This window comes from Okeania sp. SIO2C9 (assembly GCF_010672455.1).
Taxonomy (GTDB): Bacteria; Cyanobacteriota; Cyanobacteriia; order Cyanobacteriales; family Microcoleaceae; genus Okeania.
The window spans coordinates 35,116-56,663 of record NZ_JAAHGO010000034.1; the positions used below are offsets into that span (position 1 = coordinate 35,116).

General features: G+C 36.5%; 16 protein-coding genes. 12 read left to right on the forward strand and 4 right to left on the reverse strand.

The annotated features are described in order from the left end of the window. Positions 1 to 1,119: 1,119 nt before the first annotated feature. Complete coding sequence (locus F6K23_RS23500; protein WP_293160300.1) at positions 1,120 to 4,026, reverse strand: tetratricopeptide repeat protein; 2,907 nt, start codon at positions 4,024 to 4,026, stop codon at positions 1,120 to 1,122. Between the two features lie 667 nt (positions 4,027 to 4,693). Here F6K23_RS23500 and F6K23_RS23505 point away from each other — a divergent pair. From F6K23_RS23505 to F6K23_RS23560, 12 genes are all read left to right on the forward strand, one after another. After that, positions 4,694 to 5,908: a response regulator gene (locus F6K23_RS23505; protein ID WP_293160302.1), complete on the forward strand. Its 1,215-nt coding sequence runs from the start codon at positions 4,694 to 4,696 to the stop codon at positions 5,906 to 5,908. A 302-nt stretch (positions 5,909 to 6,210) separates the two neighbouring features. Beyond that, positions 6,211 to 7,446 carry a response regulator gene (locus F6K23_RS23510; RefSeq protein ID WP_293160304.1) on the forward strand — a complete coding sequence of 412 codons (1,236 nt, stop codon included), beginning with the start codon at positions 6,211 to 6,213 and terminating at the stop codon, positions 7,444 to 7,446. A gap of 409 nt (positions 7,447 to 7,855) precedes the next feature. Continuing rightward, complete coding sequence (locus F6K23_RS23515; protein WP_293160306.1) at positions 7,856 to 8,419, forward strand: hypothetical protein; 564 nt, start codon at positions 7,856 to 7,858, stop codon at positions 8,417 to 8,419. A 380-nt stretch (positions 8,420 to 8,799) separates the two neighbouring features. Further along, the gene (locus F6K23_RS23520) at positions 8,800 to 9,837 is read left to right on the forward strand and encodes a DMT family transporter (RefSeq protein ID WP_293160308.1); all 1,038 of its coding nucleotides are present in this window, start codon (positions 8,800 to 8,802) and stop codon (positions 9,835 to 9,837) included. A gap of 1,339 nt (positions 9,838 to 11,176) precedes the next feature. Then, positions 11,177 to 12,340 carry a GuaB3 family IMP dehydrogenase-related protein gene (locus F6K23_RS23525; protein WP_293160310.1) on the forward strand — a complete coding sequence of 388 codons (1,164 nt, stop codon included), beginning with the start codon at positions 11,177 to 11,179 and terminating at the stop codon, positions 12,338 to 12,340. Between the two features lie 1,289 nt (positions 12,341 to 13,629). Next, positions 13,630 to 13,962, forward strand: coding sequence for a hypothetical protein (locus tag F6K23_RS23530; RefSeq protein ID WP_293160312.1), 333 nt, complete (start codon positions 13,630 to 13,632; stop codon positions 13,960 to 13,962). Between the two features lie 44 nt (positions 13,963 to 14,006). Continuing rightward, on the forward strand, positions 14,007 to 14,258 hold the full coding sequence (locus tag F6K23_RS23535) for an IS200/IS605 family accessory protein TnpB-related protein (protein ID WP_293160357.1): 252 nt from the start codon (positions 14,007 to 14,009) through the stop codon (positions 14,256 to 14,258). A 979-nt stretch (positions 14,259 to 15,237) separates the two neighbouring features. Beyond that, on the forward strand, positions 15,238 to 15,570 hold the full coding sequence (gene trxA, locus F6K23_RS23540) for a thioredoxin (RefSeq protein WP_293160313.1): 333 nt from the start codon (positions 15,238 to 15,240) through the stop codon (positions 15,568 to 15,570). 549 nt (positions 15,571 to 16,119) lie between these two features. Then, on the forward strand, positions 16,120 to 16,308 hold the full coding sequence (locus F6K23_RS23545) for a helix-turn-helix domain-containing protein (RefSeq protein ID WP_293160315.1): 189 nt from the start codon (positions 16,120 to 16,122) through the stop codon (positions 16,306 to 16,308). Beyond that, positions 16,223 to 17,026, forward strand: coding sequence for a transposase (locus F6K23_RS23550; protein ID WP_293160317.1), 804 nt, complete (start codon positions 16,223 to 16,225; stop codon positions 17,024 to 17,026). Before F6K23_RS23545 ends, F6K23_RS23550 begins: the two co-directional genes overlap by 86 nt. A gap of 94 nt (positions 17,027 to 17,120) precedes the next feature. Further along, positions 17,121 to 17,402 (forward strand): zinc ribbon domain-containing protein, encoded by a 282-nt coding sequence (locus F6K23_RS23555; protein WP_367267794.1) that lies wholly within the window; start codon positions 17,121 to 17,123, stop codon positions 17,400 to 17,402. Positions 17,403 to 17,488: 86 nt separating this feature from the next. Further along, a complete protein-coding gene (locus tag F6K23_RS23560; RefSeq protein ID WP_293160319.1) occupies positions 17,489 to 18,550 on the forward strand; it encodes an LOG family protein in 1,062 nt (353 codons plus the stop codon). A 266-nt stretch (positions 18,551 to 18,816) separates the two neighbouring features. On the opposite strand, the gene F6K23_RS42065 is transcribed toward F6K23_RS23560, so the two are convergent. The 3 genes from F6K23_RS42065 to F6K23_RS23570 form a co-directional block, all read right to left on the reverse strand. Continuing rightward, entirely contained in the window at positions 18,817 to 19,038 is a 222-nt protein-coding gene (locus F6K23_RS42065) for an IMS domain-containing protein (RefSeq protein ID WP_367267797.1), read from the reverse strand. Between the two features lie 61 nt (positions 19,039 to 19,099). Beyond that, positions 19,100 to 20,017 (reverse strand): hypothetical protein, encoded by a 918-nt coding sequence (locus tag F6K23_RS23565; RefSeq protein ID WP_293160321.1) that lies wholly within the window; start codon positions 20,015 to 20,017, stop codon positions 19,100 to 19,102. Positions 20,018 to 20,405: 388 nt separating this feature from the next. Next, positions 20,406 to 21,548 (reverse strand): SdrD B-like domain-containing protein (locus F6K23_RS23570; protein WP_293160323.1); only part of this gene is annotated, 1,143 nt, incomplete at its 5' end.

Below are 21,548 nucleotides of genomic sequence, written 5' to 3' on the forward strand. Positions count from 1 at the left end.
AATAGAAATCTCCGGAAATTACACATATAGATCATTTTTTGTGTCTTTTTTCAGAAATTTTCTTCCCTGTTGCCTGTTGCCTACTTTTGCAAAAAGTCTATTCTTTTTCACCAGATGTCTAATAGACATCTCCAAAAATTAAAAATAAAATCAATTATTATCCAGAAATTATCAATTATTCTTCCCTGTTCCCTGTTCCCTGTTCCCTGTTCCCTGTTCCCTGTTCCCTGTTCCCTCTTTTCTGTATTCTTCCCTGTTCCCTGTTCTCTCTTTTCTGGAGATGTCTAATGAGAAATGATATGAAAGGAAACCTCAACCTCTGTCATATCAACATATATCTGATTGATTAGAGGTTATGCACAAAAAGGCGTTGCTGAATAAATGTATGATTTCACAAGAGTCAGGACTCAATAGGTAGCTATATCAAGTATTTATGCTTAATTTATTCTCTAGTTGGGTGCGTTAATGAAATGTAACGCACCTATCTAGATTTTACAGCGCTGTTCAAATTGATGAAGTACATCTTCAGATGAACTACATCTTCACAAGCAAAACCTTGTAGGGACGTTCCATGGAAGGTCCCTACTGTGGTCTACCCAAATGAAAACCGCTGTAATATTCTGAGTAATATATCAAATCAGCAACACCCACAAAAAAACTCGGTTAATTTCAGTAACCGGGTTTCTAATTTATAGATATAGCAGTCGTCATTACTGCATTTGACTTATGAAATAGCTCAAACAGCAGGATATTACTAATCAAGCTTTTTTCTTATTCCTTCTTCCCTCTTGCTTCTTTCTTCTTCTTTATTCCCTCCTGACTCCTGACTCCTGACTCCTGACTTCTGCAAAAAGTCTAATAATTAGGGTTTGCTGATTAAATCTAAAAGCATTGACATATGACATATAAAGGTTGAGCGCATTTTTTAGTTGAAAAAAGTCTAGCCTTAATGGTCGTAATGGTTCAAAAAAGAGCGCATTTTAGGCTCATAGTTGCGCAGAATAATCAAGGGATTATTCTTCCTCCTACCTCCTCTATAATTCCCCGTTCCTCCTGTCTCCTGTCTCCTGTCTCCTGTCTCCTACCCTTACCCATAAGACTTTTGAGCGCAAACTCTAATTAAAATCCATTTCCCATCAAGATAAATGATGACCAATAGTAAGGATTATTTGCTTCTTTATCCTTTCCAGTAATCATATTTATTTGAGCTTCCCGCAATGCTTCTGTTTTGCTTTTTCCTTCTTGTAAAACTGTGTAAAAAGTATTCATTAATTGAGCGGAATCATCATTAACTCGCCACAAGGAGGTAACTATTGCTTCAACTCCGGCATTTTGCATCTGATAACCAAAACCGACTATTTCTTCTCCATTACCTATTTGTCCACCAATGTTAGTTTCAGCAGCACTTAATACGACTAAATCTACATTCGGTAATGACCAACTTTCCATATCGCGCAGAGTAACACGATCGCCATCTCCAAATAATATAAAAGAGTCTTCTGGTTTCCCATTTCCTGTTTCTCCATTTAACAAGACAACGGGGGTATCTAAATGCACAATATTGTAGTCATTAAAACTAGTAATTGTTGTTTCAGAACTAAATTCGCTGTTAACAAGTTTACGAGAGTCAGGAATTGTTTCTGTTAAATTTTCGACTAATTTTACCGTTGTTGGTGTTAATTTAACTTGGCGAGTTCCGACCTGAACTTGATAATTCCCTTCGGTTAAAGCTGCTGCTAATACGCGGAGTTGGTTATTAGGTTGAGTCTCAAAATTAGTTAGACTAGCTGCAATTATATTATTCACACCAAAACTTTCTACTAACCATTTTTCTCCATCATAAAGTACTGCTAAAGGAAGATAACGTAATTGATTGTCTGGTGCATAAAGAATAGTATTAGTATTTGTTTTAATTAACTCATCTTCTATTGGTTTGATTAACCAATTATAGAGTTTTTCCGCAGAATCTTTGACATCTCCAACCGGGGTTAAAATTGTTTGCCGAAACTCAGCGATCGCTTGTTCAATTTCTTCTGCTTTTACTTCTACGGTTTTGTGTATGGGGTCGCCTTCTGCTGTGATTAATATCAATTCTAATTTATCTGCCAAAATTAACGGATAAAATAGCACTGTCCCTGGTGATTTTTGTAATTTTGCTTGCAAATTCTTAAATTCTGGAAAATCCGCTTTTAAATTATTTTTGTCAATTTCCTGTTCTAAAATATCTGTTGTTTCTTCAGTCAGGATTTGTTCTTCAGCAGCTAATAGTTTAACTCCGGTTGCTGTTGCTTCATTCCCCTTAATATTCCCTAGATAATTATCTAATTCTTGAATTTTCAACAAATCTAATACTTGTTGAGCTTCCATAATACGTTCTTGTTGTAATAATAAACCTGCTAAATTCCGATAAATTTCTTCAGGCTTTTCTAAGAAACTTTTCTCGCTTTCCTCACTCCGCATAACTTCATTCAAATTAACAGCTTGCTTATAAAAAACCACTGCTAACTCTGGTTTTTCCTGAGCTGCTAATATAGTGCCTAACTGCTCATAAATTTTACCCTCCTTAACCGTTTCTTCACTCTCTTTATATATTGCCAATGCTTCTACTAAATTTTCTAAAGCTTGGGGATATTGTCTGAGTTGATATAAAGAATCTCCTATTCCTTCATAAGCTATAGCAACAGCATTTTTATCTTCTTTATCTGGTAAATTATTCAAAGCAAGTTTGTGATAATTCAGAGCAATAGAATAATCGCCAGAACTATAATAAGCTTCACCCAAAGCATTCAAATTGGCAGCAATAATCGACTTTTCCCCTACTTCTTTATTCATAGGCAAAGCTTTCAGTAAAACTTGCTTGGCTTTATCATTTTCTCCCAAACGGTTGTAAACTTTCCCTAAACCAACAGTTGTTTTACCTTCACCTGCCTTATCTTCTGCTTCCTGATAAAAAGCTAAACTTTGTTCATAAATTGATTGTGCTTTAGCATCTTCTCCTATCTCATAATAAGCATCACCCAAATAACTCAAAGCCTCTAATTGAGCAGTCTTATCCTCCGCAACTTTAGCAGCTTCCAACCCTTTTTCATAAACCTCTAATGCCTTAGCTTCTTCTCCTTGCTTTTCATAAAGTTTCCCCATGAAACCATAAATTCGCCCCACACTTCTTTGGTCGCCAATACCTTCTAACATCGCCACAGCTTGCTGAAAATATTTCAGAGCTTCAGAATCTTCACCCTTTTCCCGATAGACAAAACCTATATTATTTAATAACCGACCAACTCCAGCATTATCATTAATTTCTCTACGCACAGTTAAAGCTTTTTGATATGTTTCCAAAGCTTTGTCATAATTACCCATCCGAAAGTAGACCACCCCCATATTATTAAGAGTACGTCCTCTATTTCGGCGATCGCCCACTTCTTCGCGAATGGTCAGCGCCTGTTCATAAAATTCAAGTGCTTGGTCCAATTGTCCTTGACTGGCCTTAACCGCAGCAATATTATGTAATGACTCTCCTTCATTAGGCCGATCCTTCACAGCTTGAGAAATATCTAAAGCCTCTTGATGCAGGTTTAACGCTTGGGAAAATTCCCTCTGTCGTTGATAGGTAAAACCAATCAAGTTAAGAGTCTCCGATATCCCTAGGCGGTCGTTTATTTTTCGGCGAATAGTTAAAGCTTGTTGCAAAACATCTAAAGCTTGTGCATATTCCCTTTGGTTAACATAAACATCCCCCATATTATTCAGGGTTTGGGCAATTCCGGCCTGGTCTCCCAGCTCCTTACGAATTGCCAAAACTTTTTCGTAGCTTTCCAGGGCCTCATCAAACTTTCCTGTCCGAAATTGTTCCACACCTGTTTCAAATAACTTATCTGCTTCAGTCTTGGAGGCAGAAGATTCTGGCGAACTTTCCGCTTCGGAAGTTTGGGCCAAGACATTCGGGATATTTGTGATGGTGGGTACTGGGAAAAGAATAATAGCGATCGCGCTCAAGTAACTAAGGTAGAGATAGGAATTCTTCATTTTAGGAGTTCTCCTAATTTACGGCAAGTGATAGATTTTGGATAGAACTGTAACTTAAATAGCACTCAGCACTCAGCATTAGGAATTTTTTTGACGTTTAGGAGAAGATGAACAATCCCTCCTAAGCTATCCGGCGCAATAGTTGCTAGGAATTTAACCCAAGGTCAAAAAGCTGAAGTGCTGTTTGCAGAGCATTCCGGTACAGAAAATGCTGATAGCTAATAGCTAGTTAAAGACCATATAATCTGAATCTGGCCATTTAACATTATGGGTCTCACCCTATATGCTCTTAAAAGATATTTTGTACTATTTTGTCTCTCTCAGATTCTTGTTATGAGAAACTTTTGTTTACTAGGGAGTTGATTTCGGATGAGTAGGACTGATATTATTTTTAATAAAAAAATTTCAGTGTAAAATAAAAACTAATAAATTATAAAAATACATAAAATGATAGATTTATTTGCCTTTTTATCCTTTTTTTTCAGGAAAATAATTCTAACAATCGCATTTTTACATTGCCAATAAATTTCACTGGAAAACAGGAAATAATTTTGATTAGAATTAGGATACTGTACTCAAAAATAGTCTACAATATTTTCTTATACATCTATAATTCTATAGTTTTGAATTTTTATTTCCCTAATTCTTTATTCAATTGGTATTAAAAATGAACAGTAATGAAAATAGGAAAAATAAACTTTTTAATTTGTTGCTCAATGAGCTTCCCGATCAATTTACAGGGAAGTTAGAAGTAAAAGGTTCTCAGAAAAGTTGGATGATTTTCTTTTGTGTTGGTCGTCTAGTTTGGGCTACTGGAGGTGAACATCCTAACCGCAGATTTCATAGAATTTGGCATCAATTTTGTCCGAATATTTCTCTGGCTAATATGAAGTTACGAGAACATAATGATCTTAATTATTATTACTATCATCTTCTATCTATTTTATCTAGAAAAAAAGTATTAATTCCCAATCAAGTAAAAGCAGTTATAATTGAGAACATCAAAGAAGTTATATTTGATATTTTACAGCAGCAATCACAAGAATTATTAGCTTATAATTTATCTCCAAAAGGATTGGAAAAATCCTTGATTTTAATGTCAGCAATTATTCCTCCTGAATCTATAATTCCTACTCTTCATAAATCATTTTTAGCATGGCAGCAGTCTAATTTAACTAAATATTCTCCTAATTTAGTTCCTGAAATTATCAAACAAAAATTGTTACAACAAATAGCTAAACCTAACTCTTATCAAATAATCACTAAATTAGTCGATGGCAAAAAAACTCTCAGAGAAATAGCTATTTTGATGAATAAAGATTTGCGTCAATTAACTTTATTTTTAATGCCTTATGTGCGTAATGAATTAATTATTCTTAAGTCAGTTCCAGATAAACAACGTATTGAAGGAAGTCCAGGATTACAGCCTGATGTAAATAAAAAGAAAGCTCCAGCTAAAGTCCAAGAATTAATTATTTGTGTAGATGATAGTAAACAAATTTGTTATATGTTAGAGAGAATTCTTAAAAAGGCAGATTATAGATTTATCGGAATTCAAGATTCTATTAGAGCATTACCAATAATTATTGAAACTAAACCCGATCTAATTTTTTTAGATTTAATGATGCCAATTGCCAATGGTTATGAAATTTGCACTCAACTGCGACGAGTACCCATATTTGAGAATACACCCATAATTATCATCACTGGAAACGATGGAGTGGTCGATAGAGTTCGTGCTAAAATGGTGGGAGCAACAGGGTATATAACCAAGCCTCTTGAGCCGAAAAAAATATTGGCAATAGTAAAGCGATATTTACATAATTATCCTCCTAAGTCACCACCTAAGTCGTCAGAAAAACCAGATCAAACAAGCTTATAAGTTATTTGTAATTGTTTAGCTAGATCGAAATTTAACGACCATAATAGTATTAATCTAAAACTGACTTTGAGGCTAATCTCACTTGAGAATCAGCTTTTGGTGGCAACGAGGGAAGGAATAGAAGTTTCAGTTTAGCCCAAACTAATATTATTTGAATTGACCAGTACATCTACAAAACTGTCAGTATTTTATTGTTATAAAATTAAAAATATCTTAAATGCCAGTATCAAAAAATTATACTATGTATACTAGATTTTATAGTATGAAATATTTGTTACAAATATTATTATTTTAGACAACTTATGTTATCCACTACAAATATTAATAATCTGAGTCTAACTAATAGACTAATCGCTATTAGTAGAAAGCAATTTACAGGTAGTTTAAATGTAGTAGCTAGCTCCACAGATAAGTGGAGTCTTTACTTTTTTAGAGGTCGTATAGTCTGGGGTTGTAGTGGACAATATTCTCGACGACAATTACGACAACATATCATACGCTATCAAGTTAAAATTAATCCGATAAATTTAGACCCCTTTCAAATTAATAATAATCATAATTGCTGGGTTTATCAATTATTGTGTAGTTTACTGCAAGAACAGCAAATTACAAGAGAACAGTTTGACAATATAATTAAATCAATAGTTTTAGAAGTATTATTTGATATATTACAACAGGAAAATCAGAGACAAATAAATTATCAAATTGAACCAAATACTAAGAAAAACATTCTGCATTGGCCAATAGTTTTAATTGATACGAAAAGCATTCTTAAAAAAGCAGTAGAAAATTGGTGTAATTGGAGTAATTCAGGGTTAACACATTTATCTCCTAACTTGGGGATAGTTTTATATAAACCAGAACAATTCCAAGCACAAATATCACCCACTCTCTATAATAAATTAGGAAAATTAATCAACAGTCAACGCAGTTTAAGAGATATCGCGAGTAAAATAAAATCAGACCAGTTTCGTCTAGCAAAATTTCTCTTGCCTCATATTCAAAAAGGATTAATTAAGCTGAGAAAACTACCAGATATTCCCGTAATGTTTCCCCACTTACAAAAAACAAATCCACAGTTATATAAACAAAGAGAATGTAGCCAAGAGAAAAAAAATCAACCTTTAATTGCTTGTATAGATGATAGCCTAATAGTTTGCCATCAAATGAAACAAATTGTGACTGCTAATAGCCTTGATTTTGTTGGTATTAACAGCTCAGTCCAAGCCATCATAACCTTGATAGAAAGAAAACCCGATCTAATTTTTTTAGACTTAATCATGCCCATAGCAAACGGTTATGAAATTTGTGCTCAGATTCGTCGTATTTCAGCATTAAAAGAAACACCAGTAATAATTTTAACAAGCAGTAATAGGTTAATAAATAGAGTTCGAGCAACAATGGTAGGATGTTCAGATTATCTAATTAAACCAATTAGAGAAAAACAAGTTCTAGAAATAGTTAATAAATATGTAACTTCTAGTTCTTGCTTGCCTCAAAAACCTATGTCTGACACCCTAGCTCTACAGTTTTCTTAATTGCAATATGAGAATTTAGAATTCAGAATTTAGAATTCAGAATTTAGAATTCAGGAGGTAAAAGTAAAAGAAAGTTGTTGAAAGCGTAAGCGGAACAGAGCTCTATGGCTAATTATCCCGACATGATATTACTATCTCTGAAAGGAGAAACTCAAAGCAGAAAGAACTATAGAATGTCATTTCAGTTATCAGGCACGCCTCCTATGGTCGGAACTGCGTTATCAGTACCTCTCTCTGCCTGTTTGCGCAACATTCCGCAGGAAAGTCAGAGGCTTGAAATATTGAACTTGATTTTCTCTTGGTCGATTGGATATGGCGAGGAAACCTCGCCATCCCTCGACCGCTTTTTCATCCCCTTGTAGAGCGGTAGCTTGCAGCGCAGCCAAGGGGAGGCTTGAGGCCTTATTTTTTGGTCAAAAATTTAATCTATAATCTGATGCTACAAGAATTTATCGTATATGCTTGCCCAGTAGGCGAACTAAATAATCAACTAGAACAATATTTCACCACTACTCGTGCAGAATGTAGCGAAAATGCTGCGCATAAATATATGCCGCACTGTACCTTAACAGGTTTTTTTCACGACCAATTAACCGCAGTTCCAATATATATTCAAGCTTTAGATACTGCCTTAAAAAATGCTCGTAATAAAAGCCCATCCCCACCTATAGTTGTTGTAAATATGGAGTTAAAAACAGACTTTCATTATCTCCAATTAAAATCAATTTGGCTAGAAAAATTAATTGCTAACTTTGCTAATATTGCCAATTCAAAAACTCGTATTGATGAATTACGTCTCAAAAATAATTTACATCTCAGTTTAGCCTACAAATTTCCATCTGAACAACAACAAACACTAGCAAAAATAGCAAAAAAAATTATCAATTCCCAAGCAGAGGTATTATGGGAATTACGATTTTATGAACGTCACCCCAATAACTCTTGGACTTGTCATCAATCTTGGAAACTCTAGTCATTTCAGTTATCAGTTATCAGTTATCAGTTATCAGTACTTTCTGCTGTTAGTTCCGCATTCCGGACCGAAAGCAGGAGGCTACGAAAATACGGAATATTCTTTTTCTCTTAGTCTCATAGATATGGCGAGGAGACCATCCACCAAGAGAAAAGAAATAATATTTCCTTATACCATTTTCAAAAAAAATTGCTACATTGGCGATTCAAGGTGTTAGGTGATAGGTGGTAGGTGGTAGGTATAAGAAATAAACAGTGAAGATTTTTCAATTCCGTTAAGCATCTATATTTTACTGTAACAATCTTTCTTGAATTTGGTATTATATTCAATTCCGTAACGGTTAAAACCCGAGGTAATTATCAATTATCAATTATCAATTAATGAAAAATATCTCTAACCTTTGGCAAAAAATTCCCGGACAAATTTACTTACTATTAGCCATCATTATTTTCGGTTCTTCTAACGCAATTACAAAACAATTAACAGAAATTGGTGCCGAAAAATTTCCTGGAGAAAATCCCATTTCATTTTGTAATGTTTTATTTGTGGGAAATATCTGCGCCCTATTAATTTTAATTATTATCTATAGAAAACAACTAAATCTACGTTATTTTCAACAATTTTCAAGTCAAGATTGGGCAAGTATGTTAGCCGTTGCATTCCTAGCTGGCGCTCTATCTCCTGCTGCCTCATTTGAAGCACTTTCTCGCACAATGGTTAACAATGTAATATTAATTGGACGTATTGAACCTCCCTTAACTTTAGCACTAGCTATTTTTTTGCTAGGAGAAAAAGTTAATCGGTGGAAAATTACTGGAGCAATTATTTCATTTGCCGGAGTTATTTTAATTATAGTTTTGCAAAGTTTTGGGCAAAACTCAGTTGATTCTACAAATATGATATCTATCAATTCAGGAGAAATTTTAGCCGCAGTTGGAGCCATCGCTGCGACAATTTCTAATACTATTAGCAAAGCACGTCTTCATCGAATTCCCGTAGGATTTTTTAATATTATTCGTAATGGTTTTGGAAGTTTTATCTTCTTTATAACTGCATTATATTTTTATGGAAGCGGTCATTTTATGGAACTATTTTCACCTTTTTTATGGCAATGGATGTTAATTTATAGCGCAGTTATTATCGTAATAGGTCAAATTCTGTGGTTAAAAGGATTAAGTAAAACCAGTAGTTCTGATGCTTCTATTGCCAGTGCATTTAATCCCATTGCTGGAGTCATAGCAGCCTATTTAATTTTAGGAGAAAAACCCATCGCTGCTCACTATATTGGGGGAGCTATTATTTTAGTTGGGATTATATTGAGCCAAGTCGGGAATAAAAACGAAACTACTATTAATCCACTTGCTCAAAAGGATCATCCTCAGCAAAGAGAAACAGGCTTAGGATTTAAAGGTTTTTAACTATAGCAGGGAATAGGGAATAGGGAACAAGAAACAGTGGGAAAAGTATTTATTTGTCTTACGGTCGATCATTAATCTATGTCCTAACCAATTCGTTTCTTGCTATATATTAGAGATAGGTGTGAAAAAGATATAGACTTTTTTTCAAGAATTAAGAATTTAGAATGCGCGAATTTAGAATTACCTCTCCTGGAAAAGAAGAGGATTGGGTTAAAAGGAATTTTTTTCTTCTCTTGGTCGATTGGATATGGTTAGGAAACCCATCCATCCCACCCTTCGGGAAGCTCCGAAGATCGACCGCTTTTTTCTCCATGAAAGGAGAGGCTTTATACCTGAATTTTTAGGTAAAAGTTGGGAATAGAGAATAGGGAAGATATTTTTAGGAAAAAAAACACAAACAATTATTTTTTGAGTTATTAAACTCTAGTTTATAGCAAATAAAGGGCAAGTTTATTTTCACCAAAAAATAAGGTCTGAAGCCTCCCCTTTCAAAGGTATGAAAAAAAATCAAGTTCAATATTTAAATCCCAATACTTTCCTAGGTCATGCTGCGCAAACAGGCAAAGGTACTGATAACTGATAACTGATAACTGAAATGATGCCTATGTCTATTCATAATTCATATTTCAGCAGCCAGGAGAAAATATATAGTGGTCATAATTGGTTGAATAATTGTAAGCATTTCCTGCCGAATGCTGCGCAAACAGCTATCAGCTTTTTAATAAATGAAGTAAGCATTTGCTTAACTTCTAAAACATTTTCAAACAAAGAATTAAAGCACAAGACCAGCAAGCTTAAATTCTACACTAAAGGTAATAAAGCTGGTAGCTGATAGCTGACCGCTGAATGCTTAGGAATAATTGAGTATTTATGCTGAATATTTTCCGGATAATTTGACTTTGGAGAAAGGTCAATGAAGATAATTTATTCAGTATCAATACCTGCCAATACAGGGATTTTTATACTACTTTTAACGTTATAAATTGACCTACGGAATGTGGCAAATAATATGAACAGGACTTCAAAGACACTATGTATAGAGTCTAGTAACTATTGGACAATAGTTACAAGTACTATATATAGCGTATCTGCGTAAGTCCTAATGAAATAGAAAAAATAATGCTACAAATAACTTCCCTGCTGAAAATACTTTACCTAGAAATGTCGATTTGACTAAAAACAGAGTTTGGCTCTAACTACTAAAAACAGAGTTTGACTTTAACTAAATGATATATAGATATATAAGCTATTCTTACTGACTCCTAACTCCTAACTCCTGACCAATACTCCTCTAAATTTGATACTCTAACTAAAATGGTCTTGGGAATAGGTAAAAGCAGTGGATATATTTATTGGACGTGGAAAAACAGCTCGCAGAGCTTACGGAATCGATGAAATTGCCCTAGTTCCTGGGGGACGAACACTCGATCCAACTTTAGCAGACACTAGATGGAGTATCGGCGGCATTGAAAGAGAAATTCCCATTATTGCCAGCGCAATGGATGGAGTAATTGATGTCAAAATGGCCGTTCTATTATCTGAGTTAGGAGCGATGGGAGTTCTCAACTTAGAAGGGATTCAAACTCGCTATGCTGACCCAGCGCCAATATTAGAAAAAATTAGCTCTGTGGGTAAAGATGAATTTGTGGGTTTAATGCAAGAACTTTATGCTGCTCCAATTCAACCGGAATTAATTTCTCAGAGAATTAAGGAAATAAAAAGCCAAGGTGGCATTGCAGCAGTAAGCTTAACACCTGCGGGAGCACTCAAATATGGAAAAGTAGTCGCTGATGCTGGTGCAGACTTATTTTTTGTCCAGGCAACAGTTGTTTCAACTGCATTTCTTTCACCAGAGTCAGTGGAAAACCTCGATTTGTTTAAGCTTTGTCAAGAAATGCCTATACCTGTGGTTTTAGGTAACTGTGTTACTTATGAAGTGGCCTTAAATTTAATGAAAGTAGGGGCAGCAGGGGTGCTAGTAGGTATTGGTCCTGGTGCTGCCTGTACATCTCGTGGTGTTTTAGGTGTCGGAGTTCCCCAAGCTACTGCTGTAGCTGACTGCGCAGCAGCACGAAATGATTATTACCAAGAAACAGGAAATTATGTCCCAGTTATTGCGGACGGGGGCTTAATTACTGGCGGAGATATTTGTAAATGTATTGCTTGTGGCGCTGATGGGGTGATGATTGGTTCGCCTATAGCTAGGGCCGCAGAAGCACCTGGACGTGACTATCATTGGGGTATGGCTACTCCTAGTCCCGTTTTGCCACGAGGCACTCGGATCAGGGTAGGTACTACTGGCACTATCAAACAAATTCTGCGTGGTCCAGCATTATTGGATGATGGTACACATAATTTATTGGGCGCTCTCAAAACTAGCATGGGCACTTTGGGAGCTAAGGATTTGAAAGAAATGCAGCAGGTTGAAGTTGTTATTGCTCCTTCATTGTTGACTGAGGGTAAAGTCTATCAAAAAGCCCAACAATTAGGTATGGGCAAGTAGATTTACCGATGGTAATTAGTTTAAGTAGACTCGTTGTTGGCCTAGCTTTGCGGAGCGCAAACCAAGAATCCTGGTTTTAGGATAATCTCCGTGGCTGACCGCTGGAGAGTATGTCAATGACTTAAGATATCTCAGTACCCTGGACAAAATTTGTGAAACAGTTTTGAAATTTACAAATTACCCTGGAATTATCTGAAAAGAAATGTCACAATAGAAATAGCGGAGATGCATGTTTCCGTTCACTCCTCACACCACACTCCGCCCGAGCTTTTTTAGTTTGGGCGGTTCCTTATGGCCACTTAAGGCTCGATCAGTTAACGCGCGTCAGAAGTCAGAAGTCAGATAGGGGAGCCGTCGGATTGGCGACGTACAGAAGTTAACCCACCCCTAACCTCGTCCCTGGAGGGGAAGTAGGGGATTTAAGCCCCGCTCCAAAAACCTGATCGCCTTAAAAGGCGGGGTTGCACGACCCATGTTATTTTGATCAAATTTTTTTTGATAGTGATTAGGGTATCACAGATTCGGCGTAAGCTACTCAGTTAATTGCTTAATTGTTTATAAAATTTATCGTGCAAATCAAGTACGGTACAAATAAATATAGTGACTTGTTTGCTTAGTTAGTTATTTGCGACTTGATAAAGTTAAAGTTATGGATAGATATCTAGAATTTTTGAGAATAGGGAAAAACTTAACTTGAAAAAAAGATTCCGCGCTTTGTATTTTAATTTTTCTATATACTACTTGACACAGAAGAAGATATAAAAGAAAGTATAATAAAAGTTATACATAAATATAGTCATATATAGTCAAATTCTGTCAAATATTTTCGTTGGTTTGTACAAAAGAGCTACTAAATATTTGACAAAATTTAATAAATCTTGACCATCTGTTGATAGTATAATCAAATTTGCTGAGAGTTCCAGACTAAATAGTCATCAAAATTCCGAACTGCTCGAATCCTAATATAATTTTAACTCCTGGATTGATGAAATTAGTAGAGAGGCATATTATTCAAAAAAATCATCGGTTTTATGCTGAAATTGACAGACTATGTTTCTTGTCTAAAAATCTCTTAAACTCATGGTAATTATTTAGTTCGTTAGTCTTGGATATTTGAAAAGACAAATCTATCTTACTATGACCTACAAAAAACACTCTCTACTCAAGCAGACTATCAAGCAATGCCAGCTAAAGTATCTCAACAAATATTGATGATACTAGATAGAAACACCGAAAAGCTTTTTAGCAGCAAACGAAGTTTATAAACAGAATCCATCAAAGTTTAATGCTTGTCCTCGTATTCCTTTCCTAGATATAAAAATAAAATAACGGGAATAAATATTGTAGTTTATACAACACAAGGCATTAGCAAGAGGCAATTAAAACAAGGAATTATTAATCTAAGTAAAACAGGAATTTATCTAAAAACATTAGTACCTACTTCACAAATTAAACAAGTTCGTCTCGTCCCCAGAATTAACCATTATGTAATAGAGGTCATTTATGAAGCGACAGAAAAACAATACGAGCTAGAAAAAAATCGTTGCGCCAGCATTGATATAGGATTAAACAATCTAGCTAAATTAACTTTTAATAAGCGCCGGAATAAAACCCAAGAGTGATAAATGGCAGACCATTAAAATCTATCAATCAATACTATAATAAAGTGAGGAGCTTTCTACAGTCTCAACTCCAGGAAAATCAATCAAGTAAGAAACTGAAAAAGCTTATGTTAAAAAGAGAATTTAAAATCAAGGATTATCTCCATAAATCATCCCGTTTAATTATTAATACTCTGATTAATCAAAAAATAGGAACTTTGATAATTGGGCACAATGAAGAGTGGAAGCAGAAGATAAATTTAGGGAAAAGAAATAATCAAAATTTTGTATCTGTCTCCTATAATAAGTTAATATAAATGTTATATTATAAAGCCAAGATGGTAGGGTATAGATGTAATTCTTACAGAAGAATCTTAAACCTCAAAAGCGAGCTTTATAGATAATGATTTGATTCCTGTGTACAAGAAAGGTCAGAACAATCAAGTCACCTTTTCAGGAAAAAGAGTAATGCAATCGTACTGCAAGCATTGGATTAATTAAAGCTGATGTTAATGCTTATCTAAACATAATGAAAAAAGCAGCTCCCTCTTGTCTTTGACCATGGGATAGAGAAGCCAGTGCCCCCTTCGAGTCTCCCGACTTAAAGCAACTGGCGTGGTGTTGTAGTGCCTCCTTTCCTAGGTCATGCTGCGCAAACGGAGGAGCTACGCTAAAACGAGCGTCAGGGTAACACCTGCGTTCCGAAGAATATGTCATATTTGACTATATTTTTATGAACTATTAACAAAGCTAGTGATTTAAGATTGTATGGTGGACTTAACTAACTAAAGTTCCATTGTACTTAGAGAAGACTTTAATTAAATGTTATATGATAGTTTGTTAACCTTGATACCAGTCTATACTATACTCTTTATAGATACATTGGTAGAATCAAAACCTACCATATTTTTCAGGATTTTATCTTAAATTTTTCCCAAAACACTTAAACTAATAATAAATTTGGTGTTTTCTGGGAAAAGTGAACTTGCTAAAATCAAAAAATACCAAATTATAATAAAGGTGTTTTCAAACAGACGTAACTGGCAACTGATGAACTGTATAAAAAAAATTTGAGTTGCATTAAGCCTAGTAAATAGGCATACTTTGGCGGCCAGACAGACCGTGTCTTGGACTAGCAACCAAGTCTGAAACGCTTGTGAAGCCATCCTGGCTGATACTTGGGAGAAATTCTAGGGTTTCTTTGGTACCAAGTTAAATCTAGTCAAGAGGCAATCTGCAAGAAGCAAGAATCCTACGCCATACTATTAAAGATTCATATTTAAGGATTAGTAAAGAATGACAGCAGCAACACCAGTCACCGATAGCAGTTTCAAGCAAGAAGTGCTTGAAAGTCAAGTTCCAGTTTTAGTAGATTTCTGGGCACCTTGGTGCGGGCCATGCCGGATGGTGGCTCCTGTAGTTGAAGAAATTGCAGGGCAATACGAAGGACAAATAAAAGTAGTTAAAGTAAATACGGACGAAAATCCTAATGTAGCAAGTCAGTATGGAATTCGCAGTATTCCTACCTTGATGATTTTTAAGGGAGGCCAAAGAGTTGATATGGTGGTTGGAGCTGTTCCTAAAACTACATTGGCTAACACTGTAGAAAAGTACCTGGAGAATAATTGAGAACTTTTGAAACAGATATGTAGAAAGTTGTAGAAAACTGTTTATGTTTATAAATGTTTAGAACTAATTAAGATATACTAAACATTTGATTAAGTATCTCTAGAACAACAGGAAAAACGATCTAAACTGAGATATGTTTATCCTTAAAAGTAGAAAGTAATTCTCAGTTATATTCTCATTGAGAGAATAATGCTCTGTCAGGTTTCTAGTCAACTAATCTAACATAATAAAACTGTTTTCTTTCTACAGTCCTAGTTCTCAAGCAAGTAAGGTAGAATAAACCTATTTTATGACTTAGCCGAGATTCTCAGTGGTCTCGGAAATTTTGTATTTTTATTTATAAATAGAAAGCCCCAATTTAATACTAAGGTTTTAGCTGAATCGCTGAGAAGCCTCACACTATAATATGCAGATTTGGTGTGAGATGAATCGGCAGCAAATTGAATGGGTTCGATGCCCATTCAATTTGCATGCTATCTCAGCAAAAACCTTCGCTCTAGTTGAAAAACTTGTATTATGATATTGCAATAACCCCAGAAAATTTCCACCATGCGGACTGCCTACCAATATAAATTGAGGCCCAACTCATATCAAATAGCCACAATAGAATTGTGGTTGGAATTGTTGCCTCAGCAGTACAACTATCGGTTGGGTGAAAGGTTCTCATGGTGGTCAGAAAACCGTTGTCCAGTTAACGCTTGCCCCAAGGTGCATGCCAATTCCTCAACTAAGAGATAATCCAAATTATTACTCTCAAAAACGAGATTTGGTCAATACTAAAGACAAGTTTCCTGAGTACAAACTGATTCATTCTCAGGTATGCCAAGATTGCATAAAACGGGTAAAACTTGCTTTTGATAGATGGTTTAAGGCAGACAAAAATGGGCAGAAATTAGGAAAACCCAGGTTTAATGGAATTGGACGTTATCGCAGTTTTACTTATCCTCAAATCAAACTTGACTGCATTGAAGGAAATAAAATAAACTTACCCAAAATTGGAAAAGTAAAGTTAATTCAGCATCGTCCAATACCAGAAGGATTTATAATTAAAACTGTGACGATTAGCCGTAAAGCTGATGGTTATTATGTGACTTTATCCCTAGAAGAAAAATCAGTTCCAGCTTTGACAACTAAAGTTGAACCTACATTAAAAAATACTCTGGGAATTGATATGGGACTGAAGGAATTCTTAGTAACTAGTGTTGGAGAATCGCTTCCAATACCTCAATATTATCGCTCATATCAGAAGGGATTAAAGACTTTGCAAAAACGTTTATCTCGAAAGAAAAAAGGTAGCAAAAGGTGGTTAAAGGCTCTTCTAGCTGTAGCCAAACAACATAAAAAGGTTGCCGATAAACGTAAAGATTTTAACTTCAAAACAGCCAATGAATTGTTATCACTCATCGGATGTTATTGCCCATGTAGACGCGGAGCGGCGTGCCGGAGGCAAACTTAAACATAAAAGGGCAAGCATTGACCCGTTTGAGTAAATCAATTAACGATGCGATTTGGGGGACAATTCCTGTCTATTTTGACTGTCAAAGCCGGAAATGCTGGAGGTGGAAACTATAGCAGTGAACCCTCAAAATACCAGCCAAGATTGCTCGAATTGCGGTGAAAAAGTCCCCAAAGAATTAAACATACGAACTCATTCTTGCCCACACTGCGGTATCGTCATAGACCGCGACTTAAATGCAGCAATAAATATAAAAAATAGGGCGGCGGGGCATCCCGTCCTTAAAGCACGCGCTTGTCCGATGCAATGGCAGGACTACGAAACGAGAAGCCTACACTATAGCGTCAGCGAGCGTGTGGGAGATGTCACGAGATAAAATACGATTAACTGGGAAAAATGAAAAAACCATCAACTAAAAAATTCCAGTAAAAATTAAAGTTATTAAGTATTTGGAAAAAGTTAATGGCCTCAGATTTTCAGAAAACAGCAGTTGAGTCTATTGAGGCAGAAGTGACTAAGTTAGTCAAAAATTTGCCGACCCTAAAACATGAGAAATGGATTAAGCGATCGCTCTCTACCATTGTCAGTATGGCATCACAGGAGCTAGACCGATTAGATTGGAAGATATTAGCAGCTTCTCTACAGGATATGGAAAAAGGATTTGAGGTTTTTTATCCCTATCGCCATATTCGCAAAATTACGATATTCGGTTCTGCACGAACATCCCCAGAAGCTCCAGAATATCAAATGGCCGTAAACTTTGCCCGTCGCATTACTCAGCAAGGTTTTATGGTCATGACAGGTGGTGGAGGCGGAATAATGCAAGCTGGCAATGAAGGTGCTGGGGCAGAAAAATCTTTCGGCTTAAATATTCAGTTACCTTTTGAGAAAGAATCAAATCCTTTTATTGAAAGAGAACAAAAATTAATTAACTTTAAATACTTTTTTACTCGTAAGTTATTTTTCCTCAGAGAAAGTGATGCTTTAGCTTTATTTCCCGGTGGTTTTGGCACTTTAGATGAAGCATTTGAAAGTTTAACATTAACACAAACAGGTAAATATGGCCCGGCACCTCTAGTTTTAATAGATTGTCCTGGTGGAAACTATTGGCATGACTGGAACGATTTTATTCATAAACAACTGCTTCGGCGTGGTTTGATTAGTCCAGAAGACCCTAGCTTATATACTATTACAGATGACTTAGAAGATGCTTGTCAAGCGATCGCTAACTTTTACAGAATTTATCATTCGAGTCGTTATGTGGGAGAAAAGTTTGTGATTCGTCTGAATTCAGAACTTTCAGAAGGGGATGTGAATTATTTGAATCAAGAATATAGTGATATTTTGACTATAGGAAAAATTGAAAAAAGTAAAATTTTACCAGAAGAGTTGGGAGATGAAACAGCTCATCTTCCTCGTTTAGTTATGTCCTTCAATCAGAAAGATACTGGTAGATTATATCAAATGATTGCTCAGATAAATAAGATGGGAGCAAATACACCAGCTCATCCAGAACATAAGTAATATTATTTCTACATAAAGTCCTCGTCTCTAGTGCCGCTACTGGGAAGTTAAAAGTCATGCATTTAAAAGCAAGTGCTAATTGGCGAGGTTTCCTACGAGGCGCCTACTGTGCGGAAGTAATTCCGCACACAGCCCCTCCGGAATGTAAGACGCACATCTGACAGTCAATCATTTTTGATTTGTAATTGTTTTAGAATTTTGTAACTGGTCAGTTATTTCCGCCACCCTGCAGTAGTCTAAAAACTTTACTGCTCATATAAAGTGGGCTAAAACTCTCTCTGTAAAGTCCAACGATATACACTTGTAGTGCAGCCAGTTCGAGACCAATCGATTTGCCCCTGAATACTAAGAGTTCTATTTTCACTGACTTTTACATCTACAATTACTTGATCGCCTTCGACAAAAAATTGTCCTTGAGGTTCGACTTGAATGGAGTCATATGTGTATTCACCTCCATTTTTTCTTAACCAATTAACTCTACTTGAGATCGAAAAATTCGATTACCGTTATGATAATAGGGTTATTGATCGTTGATGGGTAAAACAATTGTTATTGTTTAGAAGTTTGAGTATTTTGCTGACGCTTTTTATAACAAGCAATACAAGCACCAACAGCCACTAATCCTAGATTACTCAGTGGTTCAGGAACAGGTTGTGGATCATCAGAAGATTCTACTCTAACATTATCGACTAGCAAAGCAGAGGTCTTATCAGTTCCATCTACGTCATAAACTCCGATACCCAAGATGTAGTCACCAGCAGCCAGAGTTCCTGAGTTAAATCTGGAAACCCCAGAACTCTGGAAAAAATTGGTTCCATCTAGTGTTCCAGGGGCAGGGAATCCCATAAATCCATTGGTGATGGGTAAGCTTTGAGCAAGCACCTCTATCCCTCGGTTTTCTTCGGGACTTGTAACGTTATATAGGGTAACGAAGGCAGTATCTCTAGGATCGCCTGGAAAAAGGGGCGCTCCATCGTTGGTCAGAAAACTCCAATCAAAACTAATTTCAAAATCAGTTGTCGAAGAGATGGATTGTTTGATTGCAGATCCTTCCTTAGAATCATGTGGAAAATTAAATGCTCCAGTAAAGTTTAGGGCATCGTTAGATAAACCCAGAAAGTTTTGCAGTAAGGCGGTATCGGAACGGGCATCAACAGCGGAATTTCCTGAGAAGTTATAGGCATCTAGGTTTCCAAGTATATCGTCAAATCTGAAGGTTGTTGCAGTGGTTAACAAAGCCTGGGAAGAACCATCTGTTGGGGCAAACCCTTGGAAAGCACGTTGAATACTGACATCTCCTGCGGTATCCCAACCATTGAAGCCATTTTCAAAACTTCTATTAATCAGGGCTTGAGCTGGACTAACAGCTATACTTCCGAAACTTACTAAACTGAGGCTGCTAACAGTCAACCAGGAACAACGACTAAAAATGGACTTGGAACTAGAAAAAAGGTTAAACATGGTCATTGAATTAATTCAAAAAATTAGGGACAAATTAACAAAGGTTTCTATTTCACAGATGCACAGATGTGATTGCAGCAAACTACATCTTAGTTTGGAACAGGACTTATGTTTTCTAGGATACTCACATTTACTTGCAAGATTATGTAGTTGGGAACAGTTGAGGATTAAAGTGCAAACTCCACCCTTAATGGTTACTCAACTGAAGCTAGTCATTCTCCTATTGCTAGGTTGCGACTGAACTAATTGCACTAGAGACATCAATACAGGTATCTACTTTTGCCGTAAGACAATTAATTTAATTGCCTATAGCGCTTTTCATCTGGGTGAACTATACAGTCAAAACCACAACCCTTGTAGGGAAGTTCCATGGAACTTCCATACTGTGGTCTACTTAAATTAAGAGGTCTGTGGTTGGGTTGAATGCGTTGTCGTTCGAGCTTGAAACTCCAGTCAGGAAGACCATATTTTCAGCAAATCCTGGACCAGCTGACCCATCAGGATCAACCTGGATTAAGGTTCCATATGGACCGTACTCTGTGGATATCAAATAGCCTTGAGCAAGAGGGTCTCCTCCAGAGAAGTCAGTTCCATTCTGCAATAGGTCAGTGAATACCAGGCGATCGCTACCAGTCTGGAAGTCTTGGACATAATCTAATTGATCCCAAGTTGAGGTGTAGACAAAGTCGTCATTTCCACCACCTCCGGTAATCATATCCATGCCCTCAAAGCCAGTGATGATATCTCGATCAGGAGTTCCTGTAATCATGTCCATACCACTGGTACCGTCGATTATGTTAGGTTCTGGGGCATCGTTGAAGAACCCTGCATCAATGGTTTGGTCAAATTCACCAGGCTCTAGATTGACCACATCAGATATTAAGCCGGGGCCAGCATCTGAATCAACAGTTGTATTGTCACCTTCTTGGAACGGACTGACCCCATCAAACCCTGTGGGCTGAGTGAACATGACTTTGTAGTCACCTGGTGTCAGACCTGTGAATTCGTAGTAACCTTGCTCAATCTCAAGAGTGTTGGGATCATCACCAGTGATAGCAGTTGCAACGAGATCATCAATTTCACCATCGTTGTCGTTGTCAGCTAACAGTTTCACTTCTACACCGTCGATGCCCTGCTCCCCTGAATCTTGGATACCGTTGGCGTTGGTGTCCTCGAACACGAAGTCTCCTAAACCAGATGCTGGCACTACACCGATATGGTTACTGGGGTCATTGTCGGTGACATCTGGTAGGTCGTTACCATCGATGTCTGTGAGTGGATTACCATTTTCATCTACTGGGTTGCCTGTCACACTACCGATGTTGGTATATTGACCTTCGGTAACTGTGGTGCTGCCTGTGTAAGTCCAGGTTTCGTCTGTGTCTAATAAGTTATTGTTGTTAGTGTCTCCACCTTGGAATGTGACTTCTACACCTTGGTCGTCGGTGACTGTGACATTACCTAATGCTGTGTCTCCGGTGTTGGTGACTACATATTCAAAGTTGGCTGTGTCGCCTACTGCTATCTGTGGTCCTGT